Raw genomic sequence first — 24,828 nt, forward strand, 5'->3', positions numbered from 1 at the left:
GAACCTAGAAAGACTGCACCAAAAACAGTTGTGTTACCATTACACCATAGACCAGCAGTGCTGTTAAGCGAGTGCAAAATTAGAAATTTATTTAGTTTACGCAAATTTCAGGAAACTTTTTTTTGCATAAAAAAAGCCTCTCGATTGAGAGGCTTTTTATGTTGGTCTACTAGGACTCGAACCTAGAAAGACTGCACCAAAAACAGTTGTGTTACCATTACACCATAGACCAGCAGTGCTGTTAAGCGAGTGCAAATTTAAAGCTTTATTTAGTTTGTGCAAATTTTTTAACTAAAAAAAATCTTTTTTTTAGGTTTTTTTAAATTTAGAATCCCGCACAACAACAGAAACTACTCACAGACAACGAATTACTTTTCACAGATAGTTTTGTAGAATTTTTTGTTAATGCTAGTTTCTTTACACAAAAAAACATTTTCTTTGTAGGATAGAAAACATACAAAATTTTAACACCTAAATATGGCACAATTCAATTTCAATAAATGGAATACAATTATTGGTTGGTTTGCATTTGCAATCGCTTTAACTACTTATACACTGACTGTCGAACCTACTATGAGCTTCTGGGATTGTGGCGAATATATTGCTACAGCCGCTAAACTAGAAGTTGGTCACCCACCCGGAGCACCTTTATTCCAGATGATGGGAGCTTTTTTTGCCATGTTTGCTATAGATAACCAACATGTGGCGGTAATGGTAAATATGATGTCTGTTTTTTCTAGCGCCTTTACTATTTTATTTATGTTTTGGTCATCTTCTATGATTTTGAAAAAAATTGTAGCTCGCTTTGCAGAAATTGACCAAAACAATTCAATTGTTATTTTAGGAAGTTCATTTGTTGGGGCTCTTGCCTACACTTTCTCTGATAGTTTTTGGTTTAATGCCGTTGAAGCCGAAGTTTATGCGATGGCATCTTTATTAATTGCATTGCTTTTCTGGCTTGGTCTTCGTTGGGAACAAGATATGGATCAACCTAAAGGAAATAAATGGTTGTTAATCATTTCACTTGTTGTCGGGCTTTCATTTGGAGTTCACTTTATGGCTTTATTGACCATTCCTGCAATTGGTTTTCTATATTATTTTAAACATTACGAAAAAGTTACAATCAAAAATTTCATCATTGCAAACGCAGTTGTAATTGCTATTTTGTTGTTTATTTTCAAATTACTTTTACCATTAACCATGGCTTTCTTTGGAAAAACTGAAGTTTTTATGGTAAACAGCATGGGACTTCCTTTTAACTCAGGAACTATATTTGTTGCATTACTTTTTATTGCTTTCTTCTATTTTGGATTAAAATACACCAAGCAAAAAGGATTAATTTTCTATAACACTATTATACTTTGTGTTTTGTTTATCCTGATTGGTTTTTCAACCTGGATAATGCTGCCTGTACGTGCAAATGCCAACACTGTAATCAATGAAAACAAACCTTCTGATGCAACTGAGGTTTTAGCTTATTACAACCGTGAACAATATGGTGTAAACCCATTATTTTATGGCCCTCAATACACTGAAGTTTTCTCAGGACTGGACGAAAAAACGCCTTATTTAGATAAAAAACCAAATTACGAAAGAGATTACAAAACAGGTAAATACATCATTACCAACAATTATAAAAACGCAGATCAAAATTCTGATGACAATCAAAAAACCATACTGCCAAGAATGTGGAGTACAGAAACAGGACATATTCAAAACTATATCAGCTTTACAAATCCTCCTGCATTTAAAATTAATCCTAATTATCCTTATGAAGATGATTTAGCGAAATACGGAATCGATGCCAGTCAATTAAGTGAAGAGGAATACAATAAAGCTACAGCTCAATTAAGAAATGAAGTTGAAAAAACAGTTTCTGAATTCAGAAAAGCTTACGCTCAAAAACAAATTGACAACGAAGGTTATGTTAAGTTCTTAAATAGCTATAAAGATTATTTAATCATTGAAAAACCTTCAACTGCAGACAACTTCAGCTTTATGTTCGAATATCAATTTGGATATATGTATTGGAGATATCTAATGTGGAACTTCGTAGGACGTCAAAGCGACGAACAAGGTAAATATGATAATTTAGACGGAAACTGGATCAGCGGAATCAAAGCTCTTGATTCGTTACATTTGGGTTCTCAGGATAATTTACCTTCAGATGTTTTAAACAACAAAGGAAGAAATGTTTACTTTTTCCTTCCATTTATCTTAGGACTAATCGGAATAATGTATCATGCTAATAAAGATCTTAAAAGCTTTTATGTGCTTTTAGCATTGTTTTTATTTACCGGTATTGCATTGAAAATTTATTTGAACGAAAGACCTTTTGAGCCTCGCGAAAGAGATTATGCACTTGTAGGATCATTTTATGTATTTGCGATCTGGATAGGCTTTGGAGTTTATTCATTATACGAAAGCATCCAAAAATATATTGCTCCAAAAATTGCCGGACCAATTATTATTACCGCAAGTTTATTAGCTGCACCTATTTTAATGGCTTCTCAAAACTGGGATGATCATGACAGATCTAACAAATATACAGCAGTTGCAATGGCAAAAGCTTATTTGAATTCGTGCGACAAAAATGCTATTTTATTTACCATTGGTGACAATGATACTTTCCCATTGTGGTATGCACAAGAAATCGAAGGCATCAGAACAGATGTGAAAATTGTAAATACAAGTCTATTCATGACAGATTGGTATATTGATCAAATGAAAGCAAAATCATATGAATCTGCTCCTTTACCAATATCATTTAACCACGATGAATATGTGGGTGACAAATTAGATTATGTGGCTTATATTCAGAAAATTGATACACGTTGGAACATTAATGACTTTATTAGTTTTATTAAGAATCCAAAATCGACTGTTGGTTTGCAAAACGGGCAAACAATTCATTTTTACCCAACTAATAAAATCAGAGTTCCAGTTGATAAAAATCTAATCATCAAGAACAAAGTTGTTAATCCTAGATATAATGATTCTATCGTTCCGTATATGGATATCGATATAAAAGGAAGTGCAATCTACAAAAATCGCTTGATGATGCTTGACATCTTAGCTAATAACAATTGGAAAAGGCCAATCTATTTTAGCGGTGGTGCTTTTGACGATGAAGATTATTTATGGCTAAAAGATTATTTACAATTAGACGGAATGGTTTACAAATTAGTTCCGATTAGAAATGTCCCTTCAAAAGAAGGCGGACCAATGGATATGGGACAAATTGATGCCGATAAAATGTATGATATTGTAATGAAATGGGATTGGGGCAACAGTGATAGTGATAAAATTTACCACGATCCTGAAACCAGAAGAAACAGTATTACATACCGCACTAATTTATCTCGTTTAAGCGATCAATTAATTGCAGAAGGTAAAATAGACAAAGCTAAAAATGTAATTAATTTGGCAATGACAAAATTACCTGTGGATAAATTTGGATACTATTCACTAGTAGAACCTTTTGCTAATGGATATTACAAAGTAGGAGAAACCGCAAAAGCACATGACTTGTTAAATAAATTAGTTCAGAAATACAAAGAGAACTTAAATTATTATGCAACATTGACTCCAGGTGACCAAACCGATTTAGCAATGGATATCATTACTGACATCGAGCGTTACAGAAGTCTTTTACAGGTTATGGAACATAACAAAGACAAAGCATTCTACGAAAAACATAAAGTCACTTTTAATACTTATGTAAATGTTTTTGAACGTTTTGGACGCGAAAAAGAATAATAATATACGAAAAATATACTGATTAAAAAAATGCAGCGCTTCTAGTTAAATAGCGCTGCATTTTTTATTTTTACATATCTCTAAATCATCTCGCAAATGAGCTTTTATTGGGTAAAAACAAATTCATTTATAAAAAGGGTGTTTTCTAAGTATTGTTGGGATATTCCAAATCAAGAAAAGAAAATATATCTCACTTTTGATGATGGCCCAACTCCCGAAGTTACGGATTGGGTTTTATCTGAATTAAAGAAATTTGATGCAAAAGCAACCTTCTTTTGTATTGGAAAAAACATCAATGCAAATTCGTCTTTGTTTGAAAGATTAATAACAGAAGGTCATTCTATTGGAAATCACACCATGAACCATATAAACGGATGGAAAAGCCAAACAAGTGACTATATTGAGAATGTAAAACACTGCGCTTCTATTTTATCAAATGAAAAAAGACTGAACGGCTTATTATTTCGTCCGCCTTACGGAAAAATTAAAAAAGCACAATCTAAAATATTAAGAAATCTGGGATATAAAATAGTGATGTGGGATGTTTTAAGTGCTGATTTTGACCAAAGCATTACACCTGAAAAATGTCTTGAAAACGTAACAAAAAATGTGCAATCAGGGAGTGTAATCGTTTTTCATGACAGTATAAAAGCATCGCATAATTTAAAATTTGCGCTACCTAAAACTTTGCATTTTTTAAAAGAAAACGGATATACTTTTGATATTATTCATTAAACAATACCAACTAAAGAGGAAAGTTTTATTTACGGATTGAATTGATCCTGAACAATTCCGATAATGGTATTTGCATCAAGTTCTCCTGATTGTCTCCATATCATTTGTCCTTCTTTATAAATCATTAAAGTAGGAAGTCCCTTTATACGTAAGGCTTCAGCAAGTTCCTGATTTTTATCTACATCAATTTTAATTACTTTGGCTTTATCGCCTAGCGCAGCAGCTACATCCTTAATAACAGGATGCATTGATACAGATGATTCGTTCCAATCTGTGTAAAAGTCTATTAACACTGGAACTTGGGCATTTATAAGTTCTCCAAATTTTGACATAAACCAAAAATTTAATTCTTTTAATCTATTAAAAAGAGATAATTAATACAAATGTAGCATTTTTAACGAATTAAGCCACATTCTTACCTTTTTTTAGTTCAATGACTGTTATTTCAGGCATGATACCAACTCGTCCCGGGTACGCATGGAAACCAAATCCGCGATTTACGTAAACGTATCGGCCCACATTTTCATACAATCCAGCCCATTGTTTGTAAATATATTGTGCCAGACTCCATTTAAAATAGCCCGGAATTTCTATTCCAAATTGCATTCCATGGGTATGGCCTGACAATGTTAAATGAAAGTTTTTAGGATGTTCTTTAATTTCAGCCTCCCAATGACTTGGGTCGTGACTCATTAGAACTTTAAAGTCATCCTGATGAACATTTTGAGATGCTTTATTTAAATCGCCGGCTTTTTTAAAATTAACTCCCCAATTCTCTACTCCAATTAAGGCAATTTTATCATTGCCTTTTTGAATATAGGTATGTTCATTTAGCAAAAGTTGAAATCCTATTTTCCCATAAAGACTTTTAATCTCCTGAAAGTTTTCGTCTTTTTGCTTTTCAGACGGCCATGTAACATATTCTCCATAATCATGATTCCCTAAAACAGAAAACTTACCATATTTATATTCTTTAATTCTATTAAAAGTTTCCAGCCACGGATGCATTTCTTTTGCATGTGTATTTACAATATCGCCAGTAAATAAAATCATATCTGCTTCTTGTTCATTGATCAGATCAATCGCATAATTTATTTTATCTGGATTATCAAAACTTCCACTATGAACATCTGAAATCTGAGTGATTCTAAAACCATCAAAAGCATCTGGCAAATCAGGAAAAAAGACGGTTTGTTTAAATACTTTAAAATTATATTTTCCTTCAAAAATTCCGTAGATCAGTGATAAAAAAGGAACAGCCGCTAAACCTAATGCGATTTGACTGACAAACTTTCGTCTATCTGGCATCATTTCTTTTCTTGGAGCATTGTACATGAAATAATTTAAAAGACTTGCACCTATTCTAAAAATATCTTCTCCAAACATTATAAGCGTTAATACAATTTTAGGCACATAAACCAATAACATCAAACCCATTGTAAACATAGTTTGCTTGGTTTGCCCAACAGAACGATCAAACTGTGTAAAGGAATAAATAATAAAAACCAGAAGCAGTAAGCTTATAATTTGATAACTAATCAAAGCCCATCTTAACTTGATTAACGTTCGAAAAGCCTGATAAGAATAAAACTCAATAAATAGAAATAGAGCACAAAGAATTACAAAACGAAGGATCATGTAGGTATAGTTTTAAGCAAAGTAACAAAGAATGAAAATCTTATCACTTTTTATTATCAAAAATTTAACTCAAATAACAACAAAAAAGCTGGTAAATTTCTCTACCAGCTTTTTCTCTACCAAATTTTTTAAAACCTTTTAATCCACAATAAAGTTTACAAATAAACTTATGCTTTTTTATTTTTGAGCTTTTGCCGCTTCTGGCTTGGCTTCTGCTTTTTTGGTTTTTTTATCTGCTTTTTTGTCTTTTTTAGGAGCTTTAGCTTCTTTTGCCGGAGTTGTTTGAGCTGGAGTTGTTTGAGCGCTTACCATTGCAGTTGTTCCTAAAACAGCTGCTGCTAACATTAATAATTTTTTCATGATTTAAGTTTTTATGATTACTATCTTATTATTTATAGCTCAAAGATATAATCCGAAAATGAAGACAAAATGAAGATTGAGATGGTTTTAAAAATTTAACTTTTAATTATGCAAATGCACTTCAGGAAACAAAAGTGTAAAGTTTGTTCCTTCATTTATTTCAGAAGTAACTTTAATTTCAATATGGTGAAATACTGCAATACTATCAGCTATAGCAAGTCCTAAACCCTGACCGTCCTGATCAGAACTTATTCGGGCAAATCTGTTGAATATCTTTTCTATTTGACTAGCGTTCATTCCAATACCTGAATCTTTAATAGTAATAAAATAATGATTGTTATAAAAACCATCTTCAACTATTATACTACCTTTTGTCTTGTTATACTTTATAGCATTAATTACCAGATTATAAATCAGTATATGAATCAATGTTTTATTTCCTGTAAAAATAAAATCCTGTTTTATATTGTTTGAAAACTGAATTTCTCTGTCCTCAATTCTGTCTTGTAAATCTTCCTCTAAATCTTTTAAGATATCTTTGAAATTGATTTTTTCATTAGACTCGTACTGATTGTTTTCGATTCTGGAAATCAACAATAAGTTATTGATGATTTTTTTTAGCATATCTAAGGTTCTTAAAGCGCCAGCAATTTTATCGAATGCATTATCATCTAAAGATTCATTCTGTAATAAATTTTCAAACTTATTTTTCAGTAAAGCAATTGGCGTTAGTAATTCATGAGAAACATTAGATATAAATTGTTTTTCTTTTTTGAAAAGCTCGGCAATTCTATCCATCATTTGATTTAAAACCAAATCCAGTTCACGAAAGTCTCTTGATCTTGCATTAATTGGAGTATGGTCAAAAGCTTCAGGCTCATTGACACGCCTGATCTTAGTATCAATAATTTTATAAAAAGGTTTAAGTAAATATTCGATATAAACCGTATCTGCCAGAAAGGTGACTAAAAGAATAACAACCAATACAATGATAATAAACAATCGAATAATAAAAGTAAGATCATTTACTTCACTTAAACTACTTCCAATTTCTAGCTGATAACCTTGATTTTCGTAAGTAAAATGATATTGCAAGATTCTATATTCATTTTCTTCACCTTCAATAACCCGGTAATCATTGCTGAAAATTGTTTTCTTTTGATTTGGTTTCAAAGGAATTTTAGAAAGCACTAAAAATTCACTGTGTAAGGTAGAGAACTGCGAATACGTTTCGGTAGAATCATCTGAGTTTTCGATAAAATCATTGATTTCTTTTTTGTTTAGATGATCAATAAATTTTTTCTTTTTCTCTACCAGTCCATTATTAATGTGTCTGTAAACCACATTTTCAACTAAAATGGGCAACATTAACCATAAAACAAGAATCACCAACAATCGTGTTAGTGCATTAAAAATGGCTAATTGGTGTTTTATTTTCACAGAAAATTATTTACTCGTTTATACGATAACCCACATTTCGAACCGTTTCAAACCAGTCTATTGAAGTATGTTTATCCAGTTTTTTTCGAAGATTTCGAACATGAACATCAATAAAATTTGAATCCGAATTAACCTCCAGAATATCTCCCCATATATGTTCCGTTAATTGCAATCGGGTAATTACGCGACCTTTATTCAAAACAAGATATTGAAAAATATCAAATTCTTTTTTCGTTAGATTAATAGGGATCTGATCATAAGTCACTTTATAATCCTGCAGCTGTAATAAAAACCCGTGCACTTCTAAATTGTTCAAAGTAAAACTATGAATTCTTCGAATAACCGCAAACAATCTTGCACTTAATTCGGTCAGGGCAAATGGTTTTGTCAAATAATCATCGGCACCCAAATGAAGACCATTTATTCTGTCATCTAATTCACCACGCGCTGTCAAAACAATTACAGCCATTTTAGATTTGGTTTTACGAATAGTTTTCAAAACATCAAAACCATCTCCGTCAGGCAAACCAAGATCCAGCAGCATCGCATCGTAATCGTTACTACTTACTTCTTCAAGAGCGTCACTGCAATTATTTGCTATTTTGCATATGTAACCAACATTACACAAAAAATCATAAACCTCTACAGCAAGTTCTTTATTATCTTCAACAATTAAAATATTCATAAAAACAGCGTTTAAGCGCAACTAAATTTAAGCAATAAAAAAAAGTGTTGTTGCGTATTATTAAAAAATTAACGAATCAAAAAAAGCTGACAAATTTCTTCATCAGCTTTCTCATCCACATTCCATAACCATTATTCCTGTTTTGTTTCCTTTAAAATTCTTCGAAAACAAAACAAAAGCAATACTTATTTTTTCACTTTCGGAGTTTCTGCTTTCGGAGTTTCTGCTTTCGGAGTTTCTGTTTTTGCTGATTTTGCTTTTTTATCCGTTTTGTTTTTAGGATGTTTTGTTGCTTTTACTTCTTTTGCAGGAAGCTCTTTTACTTCTTTTGCAGGACCAACTTTTACAGCAGGCGGAAATGCATGTACCATTACACTTGTTCCTAAAACTGCCACTAGTAACATCAATAAATTTCTCATGATTTCTAAAGTTTAAATTAATACTTTTTATTTTACAGATCAAAAGTACCTCTGCAAAATGAAGGAAAAATGAAGAATTACATCAGACTGAATACTTTAACTTGATATTAACTATTTAAATATTTTTCACCATATAAGTTATATCAGTTCATTAATCAATTTTGCAGAATCCAGACCTAATATATTTTTTATGATGATAAAAAATACGTTTCATGACATTTTTTCTGAGCTGAAAAGACACACGGCAGTGTGTCTCTACTAAAATGAACTTATATAACTCATATGGTGGAAAAAAAATCTTCCTAGTTTGATTTTTGAGAACCCAATTGTTTATTTTTACAGACTAATATTTTTTTTATGTCAACTCAAAAACGTCTTTTTCTTCTCGATGCTTACGCTCTAATTTTTCGTGGTTATTATGCCTTTATAAAAAACCCGAGAATTAACTCAAAAGGAATGGATACATCAGCAATCATGGGATTCATGAATTCGCTTTTGGATGTTATTAAACGTGAAAAACCAGATCATTTGGCCGTTGCTTTTGATAAAGAAGGAAGCCAAGTCAGAACCGAAATGTATTCTGACTATAAAGCCAATCGTGATGCTACGCCTGAGGCGATTAAGATTGCGATTCCGTACATTCAGGATTTATTAAGAGCAATGCATATTCCTATCATTGAAATGGCCGGATGTGAAGCAGATGATTTAATTGGAACTATTGCCAAACAAGCTGAAAAAGAAAACTACAAAGTTTTTATGGTTACTCCGGATAAGGATTTTGCGCAATTAGTTTCTGAAAATATATTCATGTACAAACCAGCCCGAATGGGGAATGGTATCGAAATTTGGGGTGTTCCCGAAGTTTTGGCAAAATTTGAAATCGAAAGACCGGATCAGGTTATCGATTTTCTTGGAATGATGGGAGATGCTGTTGATAATATTCCGGGATTGCCAGGTGTTGGTGAAGTTACAGCCAAAAAGTTCCTGAAAGAATTTGGTACGATGGAAAACCTTTTAGAAAACACACATTTACTAAAAGGTAAAATGAAAGAAAACATCGAAGCTAATAAAGAAAAAGGGATTTTATCTAAAAAACTGGCTACTATTATTTGTGATTGTGATGTTGTTTTTAATGAAGATGACTACGAACTTTCACGTCCTGATATTGAAAAAACTGATGCTATTTTTCAGGAATTAGAATTCAGAAGAATGGCAGAACAATTTGATAATTTATTTAAAATTGGTGGCGGAAATGAATTAGCAACTTCATCAACTCCAGCTTCTGATGCTAAATTATACAAAAAACCACAACCTAAAAATGAAGACCAATTTGATCTGTTTGGAGGCGGGGGAACTTCTGATGAGAATTCTGAAACTGAAAGAACTTCATTTTATAATACTTTAGAAAACACACCTCACTCCTATCAGGCTATTGAAGGTGATTTAGGAATTAAATTGCTTTTGCAGAATTTACAAAAACAGACTGAAGTTTGTTTTGACACTGAAACTACTGGTTTAGATGCTTTGCATGCGGAATTGGTTGGTATTTCATTTTCTTATGAAAAAGGAAAAGGGTATTATGTTCCATTTCCGGAAAATCAGGAAGAAGCCCATACCTTAATTGAAAAATTCAGACCTTTTTTCGAGAATGAAAACATCGAAAAAATTGGCCAGAATTTAAAATACGATTTAAAAATCCTTTCTAATTATGGCATTAATGTAAAAGGAAAACTTTTTGACACAATGATTGCGCATTATCTTATTAATCCGGATATGCGTCATAATATGGATATTTTATCTGAAACGTATTTAAAATATTCTCCAAAATCAATTGAAACTTTAATTGGTAAAAAAGGTAAAAATCAAATTACAATGCGCGATGTTGCCCTTGAAGATATCAAGGAATATGCTGCTGAAGATGCTGATGTTACTTTTCAATTAAAAGAACTCTTCACAACAGAATTAGATAAAACAGAAACCAAAAAGTTATTTGATGAAATCGAAATTCCGTTAGTAACTGTTTTGGCCGCTATGGAAACTGAAGGAATTCGTCTAGATGTTGATTTTCTGAAGCAAATGTCAACTGAAATGGAGGTTGAAATTAAATCTTTGGAACAAAAAATATACGAAACTGCCGGTGAGAAATTCAATTTGGCTTCTCCAAAACAATTAGGAGACATTTTATTTGATAAAATGAAAATTGGCGGGGCGAAACAAAAGAAAACCAAAACGGGTCAATATGCGACTGGTGAAGATGTTTTAACGTATTTAGCCAATGACAATCCAATTATAAAAGAAATTCTGGATTGGCGCCAAATGGTAAAATTACAAAGTACTTACATTTTGGCTTTGCCAGAACAAGTAGACAAAAAAACATTACGCGTTCATACCGATTATATGCAGACTGTTGCTGCAACCGGACGTTTGAGTTCTAATAATCCGAACTTACAAAATATTCCGATTCGTACAGAAAGAGGCCGTCAGATTCGTAAAGCTTTCGTTGCACGTGATGAAAACCATACTTTAATCTCTGCCGATTACTCTCAGATAGAATTAAGAATTATTGCTGCTTTAAGTGGTGAAGAAAATATGATTAAGGCTTTTCAGGACGGAGAAGATATTCACAAAGCAACTGCTGCTAAAGTTTTCAATGTTCCTTTAGAAGAAGTTTCTCGCGAACAAAGAAGTAATGCAAAAACAGTAAACTTCGGAATTATATATGGCGTTTCTGCTTTCGGATTAAGCAATCAAACTTCATTATCTCGTAGTGAAAGTGCTGCTTTAATTGAAGCGTATTACAAAACATACCCTAGATTAAAATCTTATATCAGTGAACAAATTGAATTTGCACGCGAAAAAGGATACGTACAAACGATTTTAGGTCGACGTCGTTATTTAAAAGATATAAACTCGGCAAATGCTGTAGTTCGAAGTGCTGCTGAACGAAATGCTGTTAACGCACCAATTCAGGGAAGTGCTGCCGATGTCATTAAAATTGCAATGATCAATATTCATAAAAAACTAACAGAAGAAAACTGGAAATCTAAAATGTTGCTTCAGGTTCATGATGAGCTTGTGTTTGATGTGCACAACGACGAATTAGAAAAAATCCAACCAATGATCAAACACGAAATGGAAAATGCTTTTATGATGAGCGTTCCCTTAGATGTGGAACTTGGTTTGGGTGCTGATTGGTTGGCGGCGCATTAAATAATTTTAGATTTTAATTCATAATGAATGATAGACAATTTTAAGCCCCCAATAAAAAGCAGAACCACTCAAGAGCTTTTAAATATTGTTGGTTCTCCAAAGAAATGGAACCGTGATGCTCTTTATCTTGCCAAATATGAATTGGCAAATAGAAATGTAGATACTTCGGAAATAGAGAATGCAATCAAATCAGCAAATGAAAAAGAGGAAGTAGAAAGATTAAAAAAGGCAAATAAAAGTTATCATATTTTGGATTTTATTTTAACTCCAAGAAGTACCTTATTTGAATTACTATTTACTTGGGAGTTAAAAAAAGACGGCTACATCTTAAAAGCAAAACAACAAAAGACCTTTAGAATTACTCTTTTAATTGTGATTCTTTTTGTCTACTTAATAAAATTCATTCAGGAAAACTAAAAAAAATCCATCTGCCGCGGCTGATGGATTTTTTTTACTATACTTTTCTTGTCGACTCTCGTTCTTTCAATTTTGTTTTGATAACGATAGTTTCATAATCTGAGGTTTCATCTTCAGATTCTTCCAGTCTTTCTATTAGTTTTTTGGCTGCAACTTCTCCAATTTCAATTCCGTGTTGACTTACAGTTGTTAAACTTGGAGACAAACGTCTTGAAGCTAAAATTCCGTCAGCAAAACCTATTATCGAAATATCTTCCGGAACTTTGTATCCCTTTTTTAAACTCACTCTTAAAGCGGCAACTGAATCATTTTCATCCAAAGCAAAAATCGCATCAATTTTATTATCAAAAATCGCATCAATTTTACTCTTCATATCATCTTCAGAATCGGTACGAAGAATGATTTTTTCGTTTACCGGAATATTATTATCAGCCAAAGCTTTCAAATATCCGTCAGCTCTTAATTTTCCAACACTTAAATTATCTACTGAAGAAATTAGAGCAATATTTTTACATCCTAAATTGATTAAATGCTGTGTTGAATTTAAAGCTGAATCAAAATCATCAACTACAACTTTATCACATTCTACTTCATCTGCAATTCGGTCAAACATTACAATTGGAGTTCCGTCATTAATAATAGCAGAGAAATGACTGTAATCTTGTAATTTTTGAGCTTCCTCAGAAACTGAAAGAATAAATCCGTCAATTGTTCCGTTGCTCAGCATTTCAAGCGTGTGAATTTCTTTCTCTAAAGATTCATTAGAAATACAGGTAATTACATTATATCCTTTTTTATCGGCTACTTTTTCGATACCACTAAAAACCTTTGCAAAAAAGGAATTTAATATATTAGGTATAATTACACCGATTGTTTTGGTTTTTCGATTTTTCAGATTCAGACCAATAACATTAGGCTTATAATTTTTGAGTTTGGCATACTCCTTAATCTTCACCTTCGTTTGCTCACTAATTTCCGGACTATCATTTAGCGCCTTAGACACCGTAGATACAGAAACACCAAGTTCTTTCGCAATTTGTTTTAGAGTTGCTTTAGCTTTCATCTATTAATATTTTATGTAATTAATACAAATATAGTAGAATTACCTAAAATAAAACAAAAAACACCCACCAGTATTTAAAAATATAAGGCCTTTCCGAAATAAAACAAAAATAACTCCATTTCTCAAAACCGCACTTACAAAAATCTCGTTAATACCTTAATATATGTTATTAACCTTTTAAAAGACCTTGATTATGAAAAACGAAGTTAAAATTCATGAAGTTGACCCTTCACTGAATAACAGAAGAAGCTTTCTAAAGCTCAGCGGCTTAACACTAGTTGGCGCAGGTTTGGTTTTAGCTGGCTGCAGCGACAATGATAATGAAGATAATATGCAGGACAATACCCTGCCTGGAATAAAAAATGGTGTATTTGATTTAGGCTCTGGAGATTTTGGAGTTTTGACATATGCATATGCTTTAGAACAATTAGAAGCTGATTTTTATACTAAGGTTGTAAATGCCTCAAATTTCAATACCACTTTTAACACTATTGAAAAACAAGTTCTAACTGATTTATATCATCATGAAGTAATTCACAGAGATTTTTTTAAAGCCGCTTTAACCGGAGCACTTCCTGATCCAAGTTCACAATTACTTCCTTCATTGGCTTTTAATTATGGCTCTCTAAATTTCAATAGCCGTACTGAAGTTCTTGCTACAGCAAAAGCTTTGGAAGATACCGGAGTTGCCGCCTATAACGGAGCCGGAAAACTGATTAAAAGTGCCGACTATTTATTATTGGCCGGAAAAATTGTTTCGGTAGAAGCCAGACATGCTTCAGCAATAAGAAGTTTGATTAATCCAAATTCTAATGATTTTGCGGGTGATGATATTGTAAATACTTCTACAGGTTTAGACGTTGCAAGCGATCCTTCTAAAATTTTACCAATTGCCGGAGGTTTCATTACTACAAAATTTACTGCCAAATATTTACCTTAATCCTAACTAGCTAAAAATTAGAAATTATGAATATCTTAAAATTTATAGAAACCTTCACTGACGATAGTTTAATGAGAAGCACTGGCTCAAGAAGAGACAGTTTTAATCAGTTTGGGAATATTGGAAAAAATCTGGCAATGGCTTCTATTCCATTCGGATTATCGGCCTTAGCTAATAAAGCATTAGCAAAAGACATTACTGCAACACCGGCAACTCCTATTGGAGCTTTGCAATTTGCATTAACCTTAGAATATCTTGAAAATGAATTTTATGCCATGGCGCTAGATTCAGGAGTCATTCCGGCATCTGAAAACGGCGGACGTGACAGAAAGGTTTTTCAACAAATTGCTGCACACGAATCAGATCACGTAAAATTCTTAATTGCAGGACTGGGCGGAACGATGAGTGCTAATTTTGTTCCGAAACCTACTTTTGATTTTACCGTAGGTGGTGCATTTAATCCTTTTGGAGATTACCCAACCTTTTTAGCATTGGCACAAGCCTTTGAAGATACAGGTGTCAGAGCTTACAAAGGTCAGGCGGCGAATTTAATTTCAACTCCGGATTTATTAACTGCAGCGCTACAAATTCATTCTGTTGAAGCGAGACATGCTTCAGAAGTAAGAAGATTACGTGGACTGAAAGGCTGGATTTCAAATGCAGAAAGAGGCGCCGGAATGCCTGCAGCCACACAAGCCGTATATGATGGCGAAGGCGTTACCATGCAGGCTGGCTATAATACTGCCAGTTTATTTGGAGCCGCCGCAGGATCAGAAGCTTACGACGAGCCACTTACAACACAACAAGTTGTAGATATCGCAAATTTGTTTATTGTTTAGTCAAAAATAAACTTAATTTTGAACCGCCCTCGCGTTATTGTGAGGGCGGTTTTTTTTATTGTTTTAAATAAAAAACTGAATGCCTGATTTTCAGTATATAAAATATTCTTTTCAGGTATTTGGTTTTAAAATAATTAATTGTACTTTTGCATCCCCTTTATTGGGGATGGAATGTTTAATTAAAATAATATTATGGACGCATTAAGCTACAAGACAATTTCAGCTAGCAAAGCCACTGTAACTAAAGAGTGGATTGTTGTTGACGCTGAAGGTCATAACTTAGGTCGTCTTGCTTCAAAGGTTGCGATGATCTTAAGAGGTAAGTACAAACCAAGTTACACACCACACGTTGACTGTGGAGATAACGTAATTGTTATCAACTCAGAAAAAATTAACCTTACAGGTACAAAAATGAATGACAAAATTTACATGCGTCATACAGGTTACCCAGGAGGACAAAGAACTTTAACTGCTAAAGTATTGCAATCTAAAAACCCTGCATTATTAGTAGAAAAAGCTGTAAAAGGAATGTTACCTAAAAACAAATTAGGAGCTGAACTTTTTAGAAATCTAAATGTTGTTGTAGGTGCTGAGCATACTCACGGAGCTCAAAAACCTAGAACTGTTAACCTAAACGATCTTAAGTAATGGGAGTTATTCACAAAATCGGTAGAAGAAAAACCGCTGTTGCACGTGTATATGTTTCTGAAGGAACAGGAAAAATCACTGTAAACAAAAAAGAATTCGCAACTTACTTTCCAACTGCAACTTTACAATACAAAGTTTTACAACCAATGTCTATGACAGAAAATGTAAACAACTTTGACGTAAAAGTAAACGTTTACGGAGGTGGTTCAACTGGTCAGGCAGAAGCTGTAAGAATGGCATTGGCACGCGTTATGTGTGAAGTAAATGCTGAAAACAGAGCTATCCTTAAACCAGAAGGTTTATTAACAAGAGATCCAAGAATGGTTGAACGTAAGAAATTCGGTCAGAAGAAAGCTCGTAAGAGATTCCAATTCTCTAAACGTTAATATTACCTGTCTTGTACATATGGTACAAGACATGATCAATTATTTATTGAAATTAAAAAACACAGTTGTTGTTGCTCTCCTATCGAGGTAGGAAATAGTTTAGCATCTAAATGTATAAAGCCTGGGAAACCGCCATTTATACATTGCTAATCAACAGAACGTAAACTAGTACAAAAATGGCAAACAAAATAGAAGTAAAAGACTTACTAGAAGCAGGTGTTCACTTCGGACACATGACTAGAAAATGGGATCCAAACATGGCTCCTTACATTTATATGGAGCGTAATGGTATTCACATTATCAATCTATATAAAACTGCAGCAAAAATTGAAGAAGCTAACGAAGCTTTGAAAAAAATCGCTGCATCAGGTAGAAAAATCTTATTCGTAGCTACCAAAAAACAAGCAAAAGACATCGTTGCTGATAAAGCAAAGGCTGCAAACATGCCTTACATCACTGAAAGATGGCCTGGTGGAATGCTAACTAACTTCGTAACTATCAGAAAGGCAGTTAAAAAAATGTCATCTATTGATAAAATGAAGAAAGATGGTACTTTCATGACGTTATCTAAAAAAGAGCGTTTGCAAGTTGATCGTCTACGTGCTAAATTGGAGAAAAACTTAGGTTCAATTGCTGATATGTCTAGACTACCTGCAGCATTGTTCGTAGTAGATATCAAAGCTGAACACATCGCAATAAAAGAAGCACAAAAATTAAACATTCCAGTTTTCGCAATGGTTGATACGAATTCTGACCCAAGAGAGGTTGATTACGTTATTCCTGCAAATGATGATGCTTCTAAATCAATTGACAAAATTTTATCTTTAGTAACTGCTGCTGTAATCGAAGGTCTTTCTGACAGAGGTTCTGAAAAAGAAACTGAAGCTACTGAAGAAGTTGCTGCTGCTGTTGAAGCTGCACCAGCTGCTGAAGCTGCTCCTGCAACTGAAGAATAAATCAAATTTAAATTCCAAATTTTAAGTTCCAAAATCCAAGAATAATTAAAAACGTTATGTTGATAATTTATTAAAATTGGAATTTGGAATTTAAAAGATGGAATTTTTACTTTTAACATTAAAATTCAAAATATTATGGCAACAATTACTGCTGCAGACGTAAATAAATTAAGACAAACTACAGGTGCCGGAATGATGGACTGTAAAAAAGCTTTAGTTGAAGCTGATGGAGATTTCGATAAAGCTATACAAAACCTTAGAGAAAAAGGACAAAAAGTTGCTGCTAACCGTTCTGACCGTGAGTCTTCTGAAGGAGCTGCTGTTTCTTTTATCAATGCTGACAATACTAAAGGAGCTATCATCACTTTAAACTGCGAAACTGATTTCGTAGGTAAAAATGAGGCTTTCGTAACTTTGGCTAAAGAATTAGTAGAAAGAGCTATTAACTTCTCTTCTAAAGAAGAATTTTTAGCTTCAGATTTCAACGGAATTACTGTTGCTGAAAAATTAATCGAGCAAACTGGTGTTATCGGTGAAAAAATCGAAATCGGTGGTTTTGAAATTTTAGAAGGTGCTTTCGTTGGATCATATGTTCACGTTAACAAAATTGCTGCATTAACTGCAATTTCTGCTGCAATTCCTAATGCTGACGTTTTAACTAAAGATGTTTCTATGCAAGTTGCTTCTATGGGAGCTGATACATTATCTTACAAAGATTTTGATCCTGCTTTCGTTGAATCTGAACTTGCTGCTCGTATTGCTGTAATCGAAAAGGATAATGAAGAAGCAAAACGTTTAGGGAAAACTTTAAAAAATGTTCCTAAATATATTTCTTACTCTCAATTGACTGAAGAAGTTTTAAAACAAGCTGAAGAAGATGCTAAAGCTGAATTAAAAGCTGAAGGTAAACCAGAGCAAATTTGGGACAAAATCATCCCAGGAAAAGTTCAACGTTTCATCTCTGACAATACAACTTTAGATCAGGAAAAAGCTTTACTTGACCAAAACTTCATCAAAGATGACAGTAAAAAAGTTGGCGATTATGTTAAAGGATACAATGTTGAAATCACAGGTTTCAAAAGAGTTACTTTAGGTTAATATATTATTATTTCAATATAAAAAGTCCCGAATATTCAGTTATTCGGGACTTTTTTTGTTTATGTCTTATAGCATAAAATTGAATTAAAGTAAAAAAAAATCGGAACAGTATAAAACTGTCCCGATTCCATAATTCCATTAATATTCCTTAGAACATTAATTTCTTATTTTTTATTAGTAATAGGAAAATTTCTTGCACGCATTAAAGCATCAGATTTTGGTGCTCTTCCTCTGAAGTTTTCGTACGCTTTTTCCTGATCGATCGTATTTCCGACGCTAAAAACACTTTCATAAAGTCGTTTTGCAACTGCTTTATCGTATGGTCCTTTTCCTTCTGTAAAAGCCTCCCATGCATCAGCATTGATAACATCGGCCCATAAATAACTATAATATCCGGCAGCATATCCATCACTAGAAAAAATATGTCCAAATTGTGGGATACGGTGACGCATTACAATTTCTGATGGCATATGAAGTGCATCTAAAGTTTCTTTTTCAAATTTATGAGGATCAATTTTAGTAGTGGTCAAATGCAGTTTCATATCTACTAAAGAACTCGAAATAGTTTCTACAGTAGAAAATCCTTCACCAAAATTAGCAGCTTCTTTAATTCTGTCTACAAGAACTTGTGGCAATGGCTGGTTTGTTTTGTAGTGTAAAGCAAACTTATTCAATACTTCCGGAGTTGCTAACCAGTGCTCCAACAGTTGAGATGGAAACTCTACATAATCGCGCGCAACTGATGTTCCGGCTAAACTTGGGTAGGTTACATTTGAGCATAATCCGTGCAATGCATGCCCGAACTCATGAAATAAAGTGGTTGCATCTGTCCATGAAATTAAAACCGGCTCATTTGCTGTTCCTTTAATAAAATTACAGTTATTAGATACAATAGTTAATACATCTCCATCTAGTTTTTCCTGATTACGGTATGCGTTCATCCACGCCCCAGAACGTTTTCCTGCACGCGCATAAGGATCAAAATACCACAAACCAACTTTTTTACCTGTTATTTTGTTGGTTACTTCCCAAACACGAACATCAGGGTGATAAACAGGAACATCAGTAATTTGCTTAAAGCTCAGATTAAATAATTCTCCGGCTACCCAAAACATACCTTCACGTAAGTTTTCTAACTGAAGATAAGGTTTCACTTCATTTTGATCTAAATCGTATTTTGCTTTTCTAACTTTCTCTGCATAATAACGGTAATCCCAAGGCTGAATTTTAAATTTTCCTCCTTCAGCATCAACAATCTTTTGCATTTCGGCAACATCTTTATGTACCTGAGCAACAGCCGGCTCCCAAACAGATTCCATAAGTGCTAAAGTCTTTTTAGGATCTTTTGCCATTTTGTTAGACAAACTCCAGTCTGCAAAAGTTGGGTAACCTAATAATTTTGCTTTCTGAGTACGCAATTCCAAAATAGAAACAAGTGTTGCATTGTTATCATTTTCGTTTCCGTTATCGCCACGTTTTACAAAAATATCAAATGCTTTTTCTCTTAAATCTCTGCGTGTCGAAAAAGTTAAGAAAGGCTCAATAGACGAGCGCGTGTTTGCAATACAACCCAAAGCATCAATCTTACGGTTTTTTGCTTCAGCAATTGCTGCATTTTTAACTTCTAATGGTAAACCATCAAAATCACTTTCCGTTTTTAATGCTACATACTGATTATTTTCTTCCGCTAATAAGTTTTGACTGAAACGAGTAAAAAGCGATGCCAAATCTTTATTTATTGCCGCTACTTTTACTTTATCAGCATCATTTAACTTTGCTCCCTGGCGAACAAAATTGGTATAATACAACCAAATTAAACGTTGTTGTTCACCTGTAAGTTTACTTTTTTCTTTTGAATTGTAAACCGCTTCAATTCTGGTAAACAATTTTTTATTCTGATTTATCTTGTCTGAAAACTCAGAAAACTTTGGTGATAATTCTCTATCAATTGCACTAAATTCAGGGCTGCTTAGGTTTGATCTGTAAATTCCGTAAACCGTCATAATGCTTTCAATTGTTTTCCCGGAACGCTCCAACGCAACAATAGTATTTTCAAAAGTTGCCGCTTTTGGATCATTTGCAATAGCATCTACTTCGTTTAGTTTTTCCTGAATAGCAAATTGAATTGCCGGTTTAAAATCTGACACCTTATACTCATTAAAAGCAGGAACTCCTCCGTAAGGACCAGTCCATGGTTTAAGCAATGGGTTATCAGAATTGTTTTGTGCGGTAGCCGCAAAAAAGGTTGTACCCATGATAAAAATTGACATTAATTTTTTCATTCTCATTAATTTTATTTTAAATAATAGAACTTGTTCTTGTTTCAAAAGTACCTAAAAATTACCAATCAAAAGCAAATTCAATTATCTTAAAAAAGATTGATCGCATAAACCAGCACAGTTCTCAAAGGCCATTTTTAGTTTTTAAGAAAATACCTTATAAAAAACAAAGAAAAAGTAAAATTCATAAACGAAAAGACCGCAATCTATTTTATATTTGTTTAGCAAAACCACTAAACCAACCCTCTTGAAAAAACTACTTTACATCTCATTACTAATAACTTCAGTTCTTCAGGCGCAAAACAAAAGTTTATTTTGGGAAATATCCGGTAACGGTTTAACCAAAAAATCTTATATATACGGAACTATGCATGTTAACGATAAAATTTCGTTTCATTTATCAGATTCGTTTTTTACAAATCTTCTGGGTTCTGACATTGTGGCCAATGAAAGCAATCCTGAAACATGGGGAGATTTGAATGATCTGATGAAAAGTAATGATTTTAATTCCTATAAAAAGTTTTATACAGAATTCTATTTGTTTCCGACAACAAAAGAAAATATTCAAACCATTTTTATTAATGATAATGGTAAATACTTTAGAAACATGTTATCGGGAGCTGAGGGAGATCAGGCAGATTTTCAGGAAGACACCGTATTAGATATGTTTATTTTTCAAACCGGAAAAAAATACAAAAAGAAAATTGTTGGTTTGGAAGATGCCAAAGAATCAATGCTTTCGATATTACAAATTATTGATGAAGACGCAAAACCAAAAGAAGAAAACAAACTTGCGCTAGTAAAAATATTAAAAAACAGAAATCCGCAAGAGGTTTTAAAAGAATATTACAGAGAGAAAGACATTATAATGCTTGACTCGATTTATAAATTAATATTTTCAAAAAAAGCACATGATGCCCTTATCGTTAACCGCAATAAAATAATGACCAAAAGCATTGATTCTATTGCCAAAACAGGTAGTTTATTCTCAGCAGTCGGAGCAGCACATCTTGCGGGTAACGACGGTATAATTACGCTTTTAAGACAAAAAGGTTACACAGTAAAACCTATAATTGACACTTTTACTGAAAACGGAAAAAATCAAAAGAAAACTATTGAGGCTTATTTCCCAAATCCAAATTTTACTGTTTCGAATACTAAAGACAAAATGGTACAATTGCCATTATACAAAACTACTATCGAAGAAAACGAAAGTATGGGCTCTCCAGATTTCACTAACGGTGGCGCCATTACAATAAAACGAATTCCTCTAAATTATTTTCTAAAAAATACTGGTGTTCCATATAATCCAAAATCATTGGATAGTTTGTTTTTTGAAAAAATTCCGGGAGATATTATTGAAAAAAAATATGCCGAACAGCCCAATTATTCAAGCTTTGATATAAAAAACATTACAAAGACAGGAAACGCTCAGCATTCTAAATTTTACATCACGCCTTTAGAAATCATTTCTATTTCGATGACCGGACCGGCAAATTACGTTCGACAATATGAAAATGAAGTTTTTGATAATATCAAAATAAAGCCTTTTAAAAACGAATGGGAAAAGATCAAACCTTTGAAAGGCGGTTTTGAGGCAGAAATTCCTTCATTTAATTTTGTCTTTGGAAACAGTATCGCAAAAGGAACTAATATTGATATTCAGGCATACGACAATCAGGAAAAAGCTTATTATTTTTTAAAAGAAAAAACATTGAATGATACCAGTTTTCTTGAAAATTCTGAATACGAGCAAAAGCAAATTCACTATCAATTTTATCTTCAACAAAATCAGGATTCAACCGCTACGCAATATAATAAAACAGAAAATTCTTTTGTTTCAACCTCTAAAATTGGTGACCGAAGTATCAAATTAAAAACAATTATTTCTGGTAACAAATATTATTTATTGGGTTCTGTAAATGCATCAGAAGTGAACACAAATCGATTTTTTAATTCATTTGTACTTACTCCGTTTGATTACAAATCTAAATCGAAAGTTTTGATAGATTCAACAGCGAACTATAAAATAGAAATTCCCGAAAAGGAAAACGAAAATCTATTTTTAAAGTTAAACAAAAACAAACGTGAGACAAAAAATGCATTTAAGGTTGTAAATCAGTTTCAGACATTTAATTCTGAAACAGGTAGAAAAATTAAATTAGCCTATCATAAATTCCCAAAATACGAACGAACATTATCGATTGATTCTGTTCAGCGTATGCTTAAAAAAGAATTTCTAAATCAATATGAAAATGATTCTGAACAAAATTATTTTGAAGCAGAAGATGATGAAATTTACGAAACGGCAACTTCATTACTAAGTCCTGAATTGTTTCTTAAAAAAGGATTCTCACAATCTTTATGGGATGAAATTCTTGCTGGCAAAAAAGACAATTATGAGTTTTTATCGCAAAGCACCACTTTTAATAAAGACCAAAATAGTTATACTATCAATGCCGTCATTACAAAAGCAAACGCAACTCAAGCCATCAAATACAAAGTTCTTTATAAAAATAATACGTATTATTTGCTGAATACTTTGGTAGCAAAAAACTATAAAAATGACGATCCTTTTATCGAAAAAACTTTTAACTCATTAGATCTTGTTGACAACATCAAAACTGATATAACAGAGGACAAAGTAAAACTTTTTATAGAAGACGCTAAAAGCGAAAAAGACACTATTCGCTATTCTGCTTTAAACACAATAGACAATCTGGATATTACAAAAAATGATTTTGAAACTATTACAAATTTCATCAATACTTTTAATTTTAAAGAAAGTGAAACCGATGCCATAATTTCATTGCTGGAAAAAATTGGCAAAATAGAGGATCAAAGAGTAATTCCGTATCTGGAAAATTATTATAAAAAAGAATCTACTAAAACAGATGTACAGATTAGTATCTTAAAAAGTATTTCGTACCAAAAATCAAAAGCAGCATACAAAAAAATCAATGAATTATTAGAGTATGATTTACCGATTTCCGATTTACAATATGAGATTGGAAGTCTTTTTTATACGTTTGAAAGAGACCCGGAAAACAGTAAAGAATTGTTTCCTGAAATTTTTCAGTATTACAGTATCAAAGAATACAACAAACCAATCATTAGCTTTTGTAATTCATTATTAGAGAAAAAATTGATTTCGGTTAAAAAATTAAAAGCATTCAAAAAAATAATCCTGACCAACACAAAACTTGAATACAAAAGGGTAGCAAGCTGGAATGAAAAAAACAAGGCTACACAAGCTGCTGCGACAGCAGAAGACGAAGTGACATTTTATTCTGAATCATCAAGATCATTAACTGATTTGATAAATTACACGAATTTAATTTATAATTACGCCGATGATAATGCTGTTAAAGAAGTATTGAAAAAAATAAAAACCCTCAATATTCCAGAATTAAATATAGAATTAGCCCGATTAGGAATTACACATAACACCTTAAATAAGACCGAAATTGAAGGCTTTTTAAATGATCCTAAAACGGAATTTATTACAATCAATTTATTATTAAATCAAAATAAAAAAGATTTAATTCATTTTACAGATGATGAGATTGCAAAATCTGCTGTTTTAAATTTTCAAAATCTTTCTAAAAAGGATTCTATAACTTTATTAAAAAAGCAAATTGTAGAAAAAGACAATCATGAAATTTCGTTTTATTTTTATCAAATCCAAAGGAAAAATGACGAAACAAAAACGATTAAAAAGCAATTGTACACTATTGCCTTTTTAAATGAAAACAAAAAAATAAATCCTTTGGCTTATACTACCTCTCCAATAAAAACAATAGATATAGAAGCGGATCCCGAGAAAACATACGCTCTTATTATCAATGAAACTTTGAATGGCGATCATATTAGAGCCAGTTTTGAAAAAGAAAAGGAAGAAGAAGAGTTATCACTTGGTGAAGAATATTAAAGCTATTTTCAGCATAAAATAGTTA

General features: G+C 32.6%; 19 protein-coding genes and 1 tRNA gene. 11 read left to right on the forward strand and 9 right to left on the reverse strand.

The features are described 5' to 3' along the window. Positions 1-161: 161 nt before the first annotated feature. Positions 162-232 (reverse strand) — tRNA-Gln (locus tag AC1RRN_RS10825). Positions 233-477: 245 nt separating this feature from the next. Here AC1RRN_RS10825 and AC1RRN_RS10830 point away from each other — a divergent pair. Both AC1RRN_RS10830 and AC1RRN_RS10835 read left to right on the forward strand, forming a co-directional pair. Then, positions 478-3,759, forward strand: coding sequence for a glycosyltransferase family 117 protein (locus AC1RRN_RS10830; RefSeq protein ID WP_492967319.1), 3,282 nt, complete (start codon positions 478-480; stop codon positions 3,757-3,759). Positions 3,760-3,855: 96 nt separating this feature from the next. Further along, positions 3,856-4,494, forward strand: coding sequence for a polysaccharide deacetylase family protein (locus AC1RRN_RS10835; protein ID WP_492967320.1), 639 nt, complete (start codon positions 3,856-3,858; stop codon positions 4,492-4,494). A gap of 29 nt (positions 4,495-4,523) precedes the next feature. On the opposite strand, the gene AC1RRN_RS10840 is transcribed toward AC1RRN_RS10835, so the two are convergent. The 6 genes from AC1RRN_RS10840 to AC1RRN_RS10865 all read right to left on the reverse strand — a co-directional run bounded on the left by AC1RRN_RS10840 (position 4,524) and on the right by AC1RRN_RS10865 (position 9,036). Further along, positions 4,524-4,826 (reverse strand): thioredoxin family protein, encoded by a 303-nt coding sequence (locus AC1RRN_RS10840; RefSeq protein WP_492967321.1) that lies wholly within the window; start codon positions 4,824-4,826, stop codon positions 4,524-4,526. Between the two features lie 70 nt (positions 4,827-4,896). Continuing rightward, the gene (locus AC1RRN_RS10845; RefSeq protein ID WP_492967322.1) at positions 4,897-6,132 is read right to left on the reverse strand and encodes a metallophosphoesterase; all 1,236 of its coding nucleotides are present in this window, start codon (positions 6,130-6,132) and stop codon (positions 4,897-4,899) included. A gap of 177 nt (positions 6,133-6,309) precedes the next feature. After that, the gene (locus AC1RRN_RS10850; RefSeq protein WP_492967323.1) at positions 6,310-6,492 is read right to left on the reverse strand and encodes a hypothetical protein; all 183 of its coding nucleotides are present in this window, start codon (positions 6,490-6,492) and stop codon (positions 6,310-6,312) included. 102 nt (positions 6,493-6,594) lie between these two features. Beyond that, entirely contained in the window at positions 6,595-7,932 is a 1,338-nt protein-coding gene (locus AC1RRN_RS10855) for a sensor histidine kinase (protein ID WP_492967324.1), read from the reverse strand. 10 nt (positions 7,933-7,942) lie between these two features. After that, positions 7,943-8,617, reverse strand: a complete 675-nt coding sequence (locus AC1RRN_RS10860) for a response regulator transcription factor (protein WP_492967325.1) — start codon at positions 8,615-8,617, stop codon at positions 7,943-7,945. Between the two features lie 185 nt (positions 8,618-8,802). Continuing rightward, positions 8,803-9,036 carry a hypothetical protein gene (locus tag AC1RRN_RS10865; RefSeq protein WP_492967326.1) on the reverse strand — a complete coding sequence of 78 codons (234 nt, stop codon included), beginning with the start codon at positions 9,034-9,036 and terminating at the stop codon, positions 8,803-8,805. A 357-nt stretch (positions 9,037-9,393) separates the two neighbouring features. Here AC1RRN_RS10865 and polA point away from each other — a divergent pair, with 357 nt between their 5' ends. Together polA and AC1RRN_RS10875 are read left to right on the forward strand one after the other, a co-directional pair. After that, positions 9,394-12,246, forward strand: a complete 2,853-nt coding sequence (gene polA / locus AC1RRN_RS10870) for a DNA polymerase I (RefSeq protein ID WP_492967327.1) — start codon at positions 9,394-9,396, stop codon at positions 12,244-12,246. A gap of 27 nt (positions 12,247-12,273) precedes the next feature. After that, the gene (locus AC1RRN_RS10875; protein WP_492967328.1) at positions 12,274-12,663 is read left to right on the forward strand and encodes a hypothetical protein; all 390 of its coding nucleotides are present in this window, start codon (positions 12,274-12,276) and stop codon (positions 12,661-12,663) included. A gap of 37 nt (positions 12,664-12,700) precedes the next feature. On the opposite strand, the gene AC1RRN_RS10880 is transcribed toward AC1RRN_RS10875, so the two are convergent. Further along, the gene (locus AC1RRN_RS10880; protein WP_492967329.1) at positions 12,701-13,726 is read right to left on the reverse strand and encodes a LacI family DNA-binding transcriptional regulator; all 1,026 of its coding nucleotides are present in this window, start codon (positions 13,724-13,726) and stop codon (positions 12,701-12,703) included. A 193-nt stretch (positions 13,727-13,919) separates the two neighbouring features. Here AC1RRN_RS10880 and AC1RRN_RS10885 point away from each other — a divergent pair, with 193 nt between their 5' ends. From AC1RRN_RS10885 to tsf, 6 genes are all read left to right on the forward strand, one after another. After that, complete coding sequence (locus AC1RRN_RS10885; protein WP_492967330.1) at positions 13,920-14,666, forward strand: ferritin-like domain-containing protein; 747 nt, start codon at positions 13,920-13,922, stop codon at positions 14,664-14,666. Positions 14,667-14,692: 26 nt separating this feature from the next. After that, positions 14,693-15,505, forward strand: coding sequence for a ferritin-like domain-containing protein (locus tag AC1RRN_RS10890; protein ID WP_492967331.1), 813 nt, complete (start codon positions 14,693-14,695; stop codon positions 15,503-15,505). A 192-nt stretch (positions 15,506-15,697) separates the two neighbouring features. Beyond that, positions 15,698-16,153: a 50S ribosomal protein L13 gene (gene rplM / locus AC1RRN_RS10895; protein WP_026983738.1), complete on the forward strand. Its 456-nt coding sequence runs from the start codon at positions 15,698-15,700 to the stop codon at positions 16,151-16,153. After that, positions 16,153-16,539 (forward strand): 30S ribosomal protein S9, encoded by a 387-nt coding sequence (gene rpsI, locus AC1RRN_RS10900; protein WP_007808909.1) that lies wholly within the window; start codon positions 16,153-16,155, stop codon positions 16,537-16,539. The genes rplM and rpsI overlap by 1 nt, the downstream gene beginning before the upstream one ends. Positions 16,540-16,715: 176 nt before the next feature. After that, complete coding sequence (gene rpsB, locus AC1RRN_RS10905) at positions 16,716-17,495, forward strand: 30S ribosomal protein S2 (RefSeq protein WP_155101233.1); 780 nt, start codon at positions 16,716-16,718, stop codon at positions 17,493-17,495. A 135-nt stretch (positions 17,496-17,630) separates the two neighbouring features. Continuing rightward, entirely contained in the window at positions 17,631-18,593 is a 963-nt protein-coding gene (gene tsf / locus AC1RRN_RS10910; RefSeq protein WP_492967332.1) for a translation elongation factor Ts, read from the forward strand. A gap of 164 nt (positions 18,594-18,757) precedes the next feature. Here tsf and AC1RRN_RS10915 read toward each other — a convergent pair whose 3' ends face one another. Beyond that, the gene (locus AC1RRN_RS10915) at positions 18,758-20,875 is read right to left on the reverse strand and encodes a M3 family metallopeptidase (protein WP_492967333.1); all 2,118 of its coding nucleotides are present in this window, start codon (positions 20,873-20,875) and stop codon (positions 18,758-18,760) included. Between the two features lie 244 nt (positions 20,876-21,119). Between AC1RRN_RS10915 and AC1RRN_RS10920 the strand changes: the two genes are divergently transcribed. Next, positions 21,120-24,803 (forward strand): TraB/GumN family protein, encoded by a 3,684-nt coding sequence (locus tag AC1RRN_RS10920; RefSeq protein WP_492967334.1) that lies wholly within the window; start codon positions 21,120-21,122, stop codon positions 24,801-24,803. The last annotated feature ends 25 nt before the right edge of the window (positions 24,804-24,828 follow it).

This window comes from Flavobacterium sp. GW821-FHT11G01 (assembly GCF_058808175.1).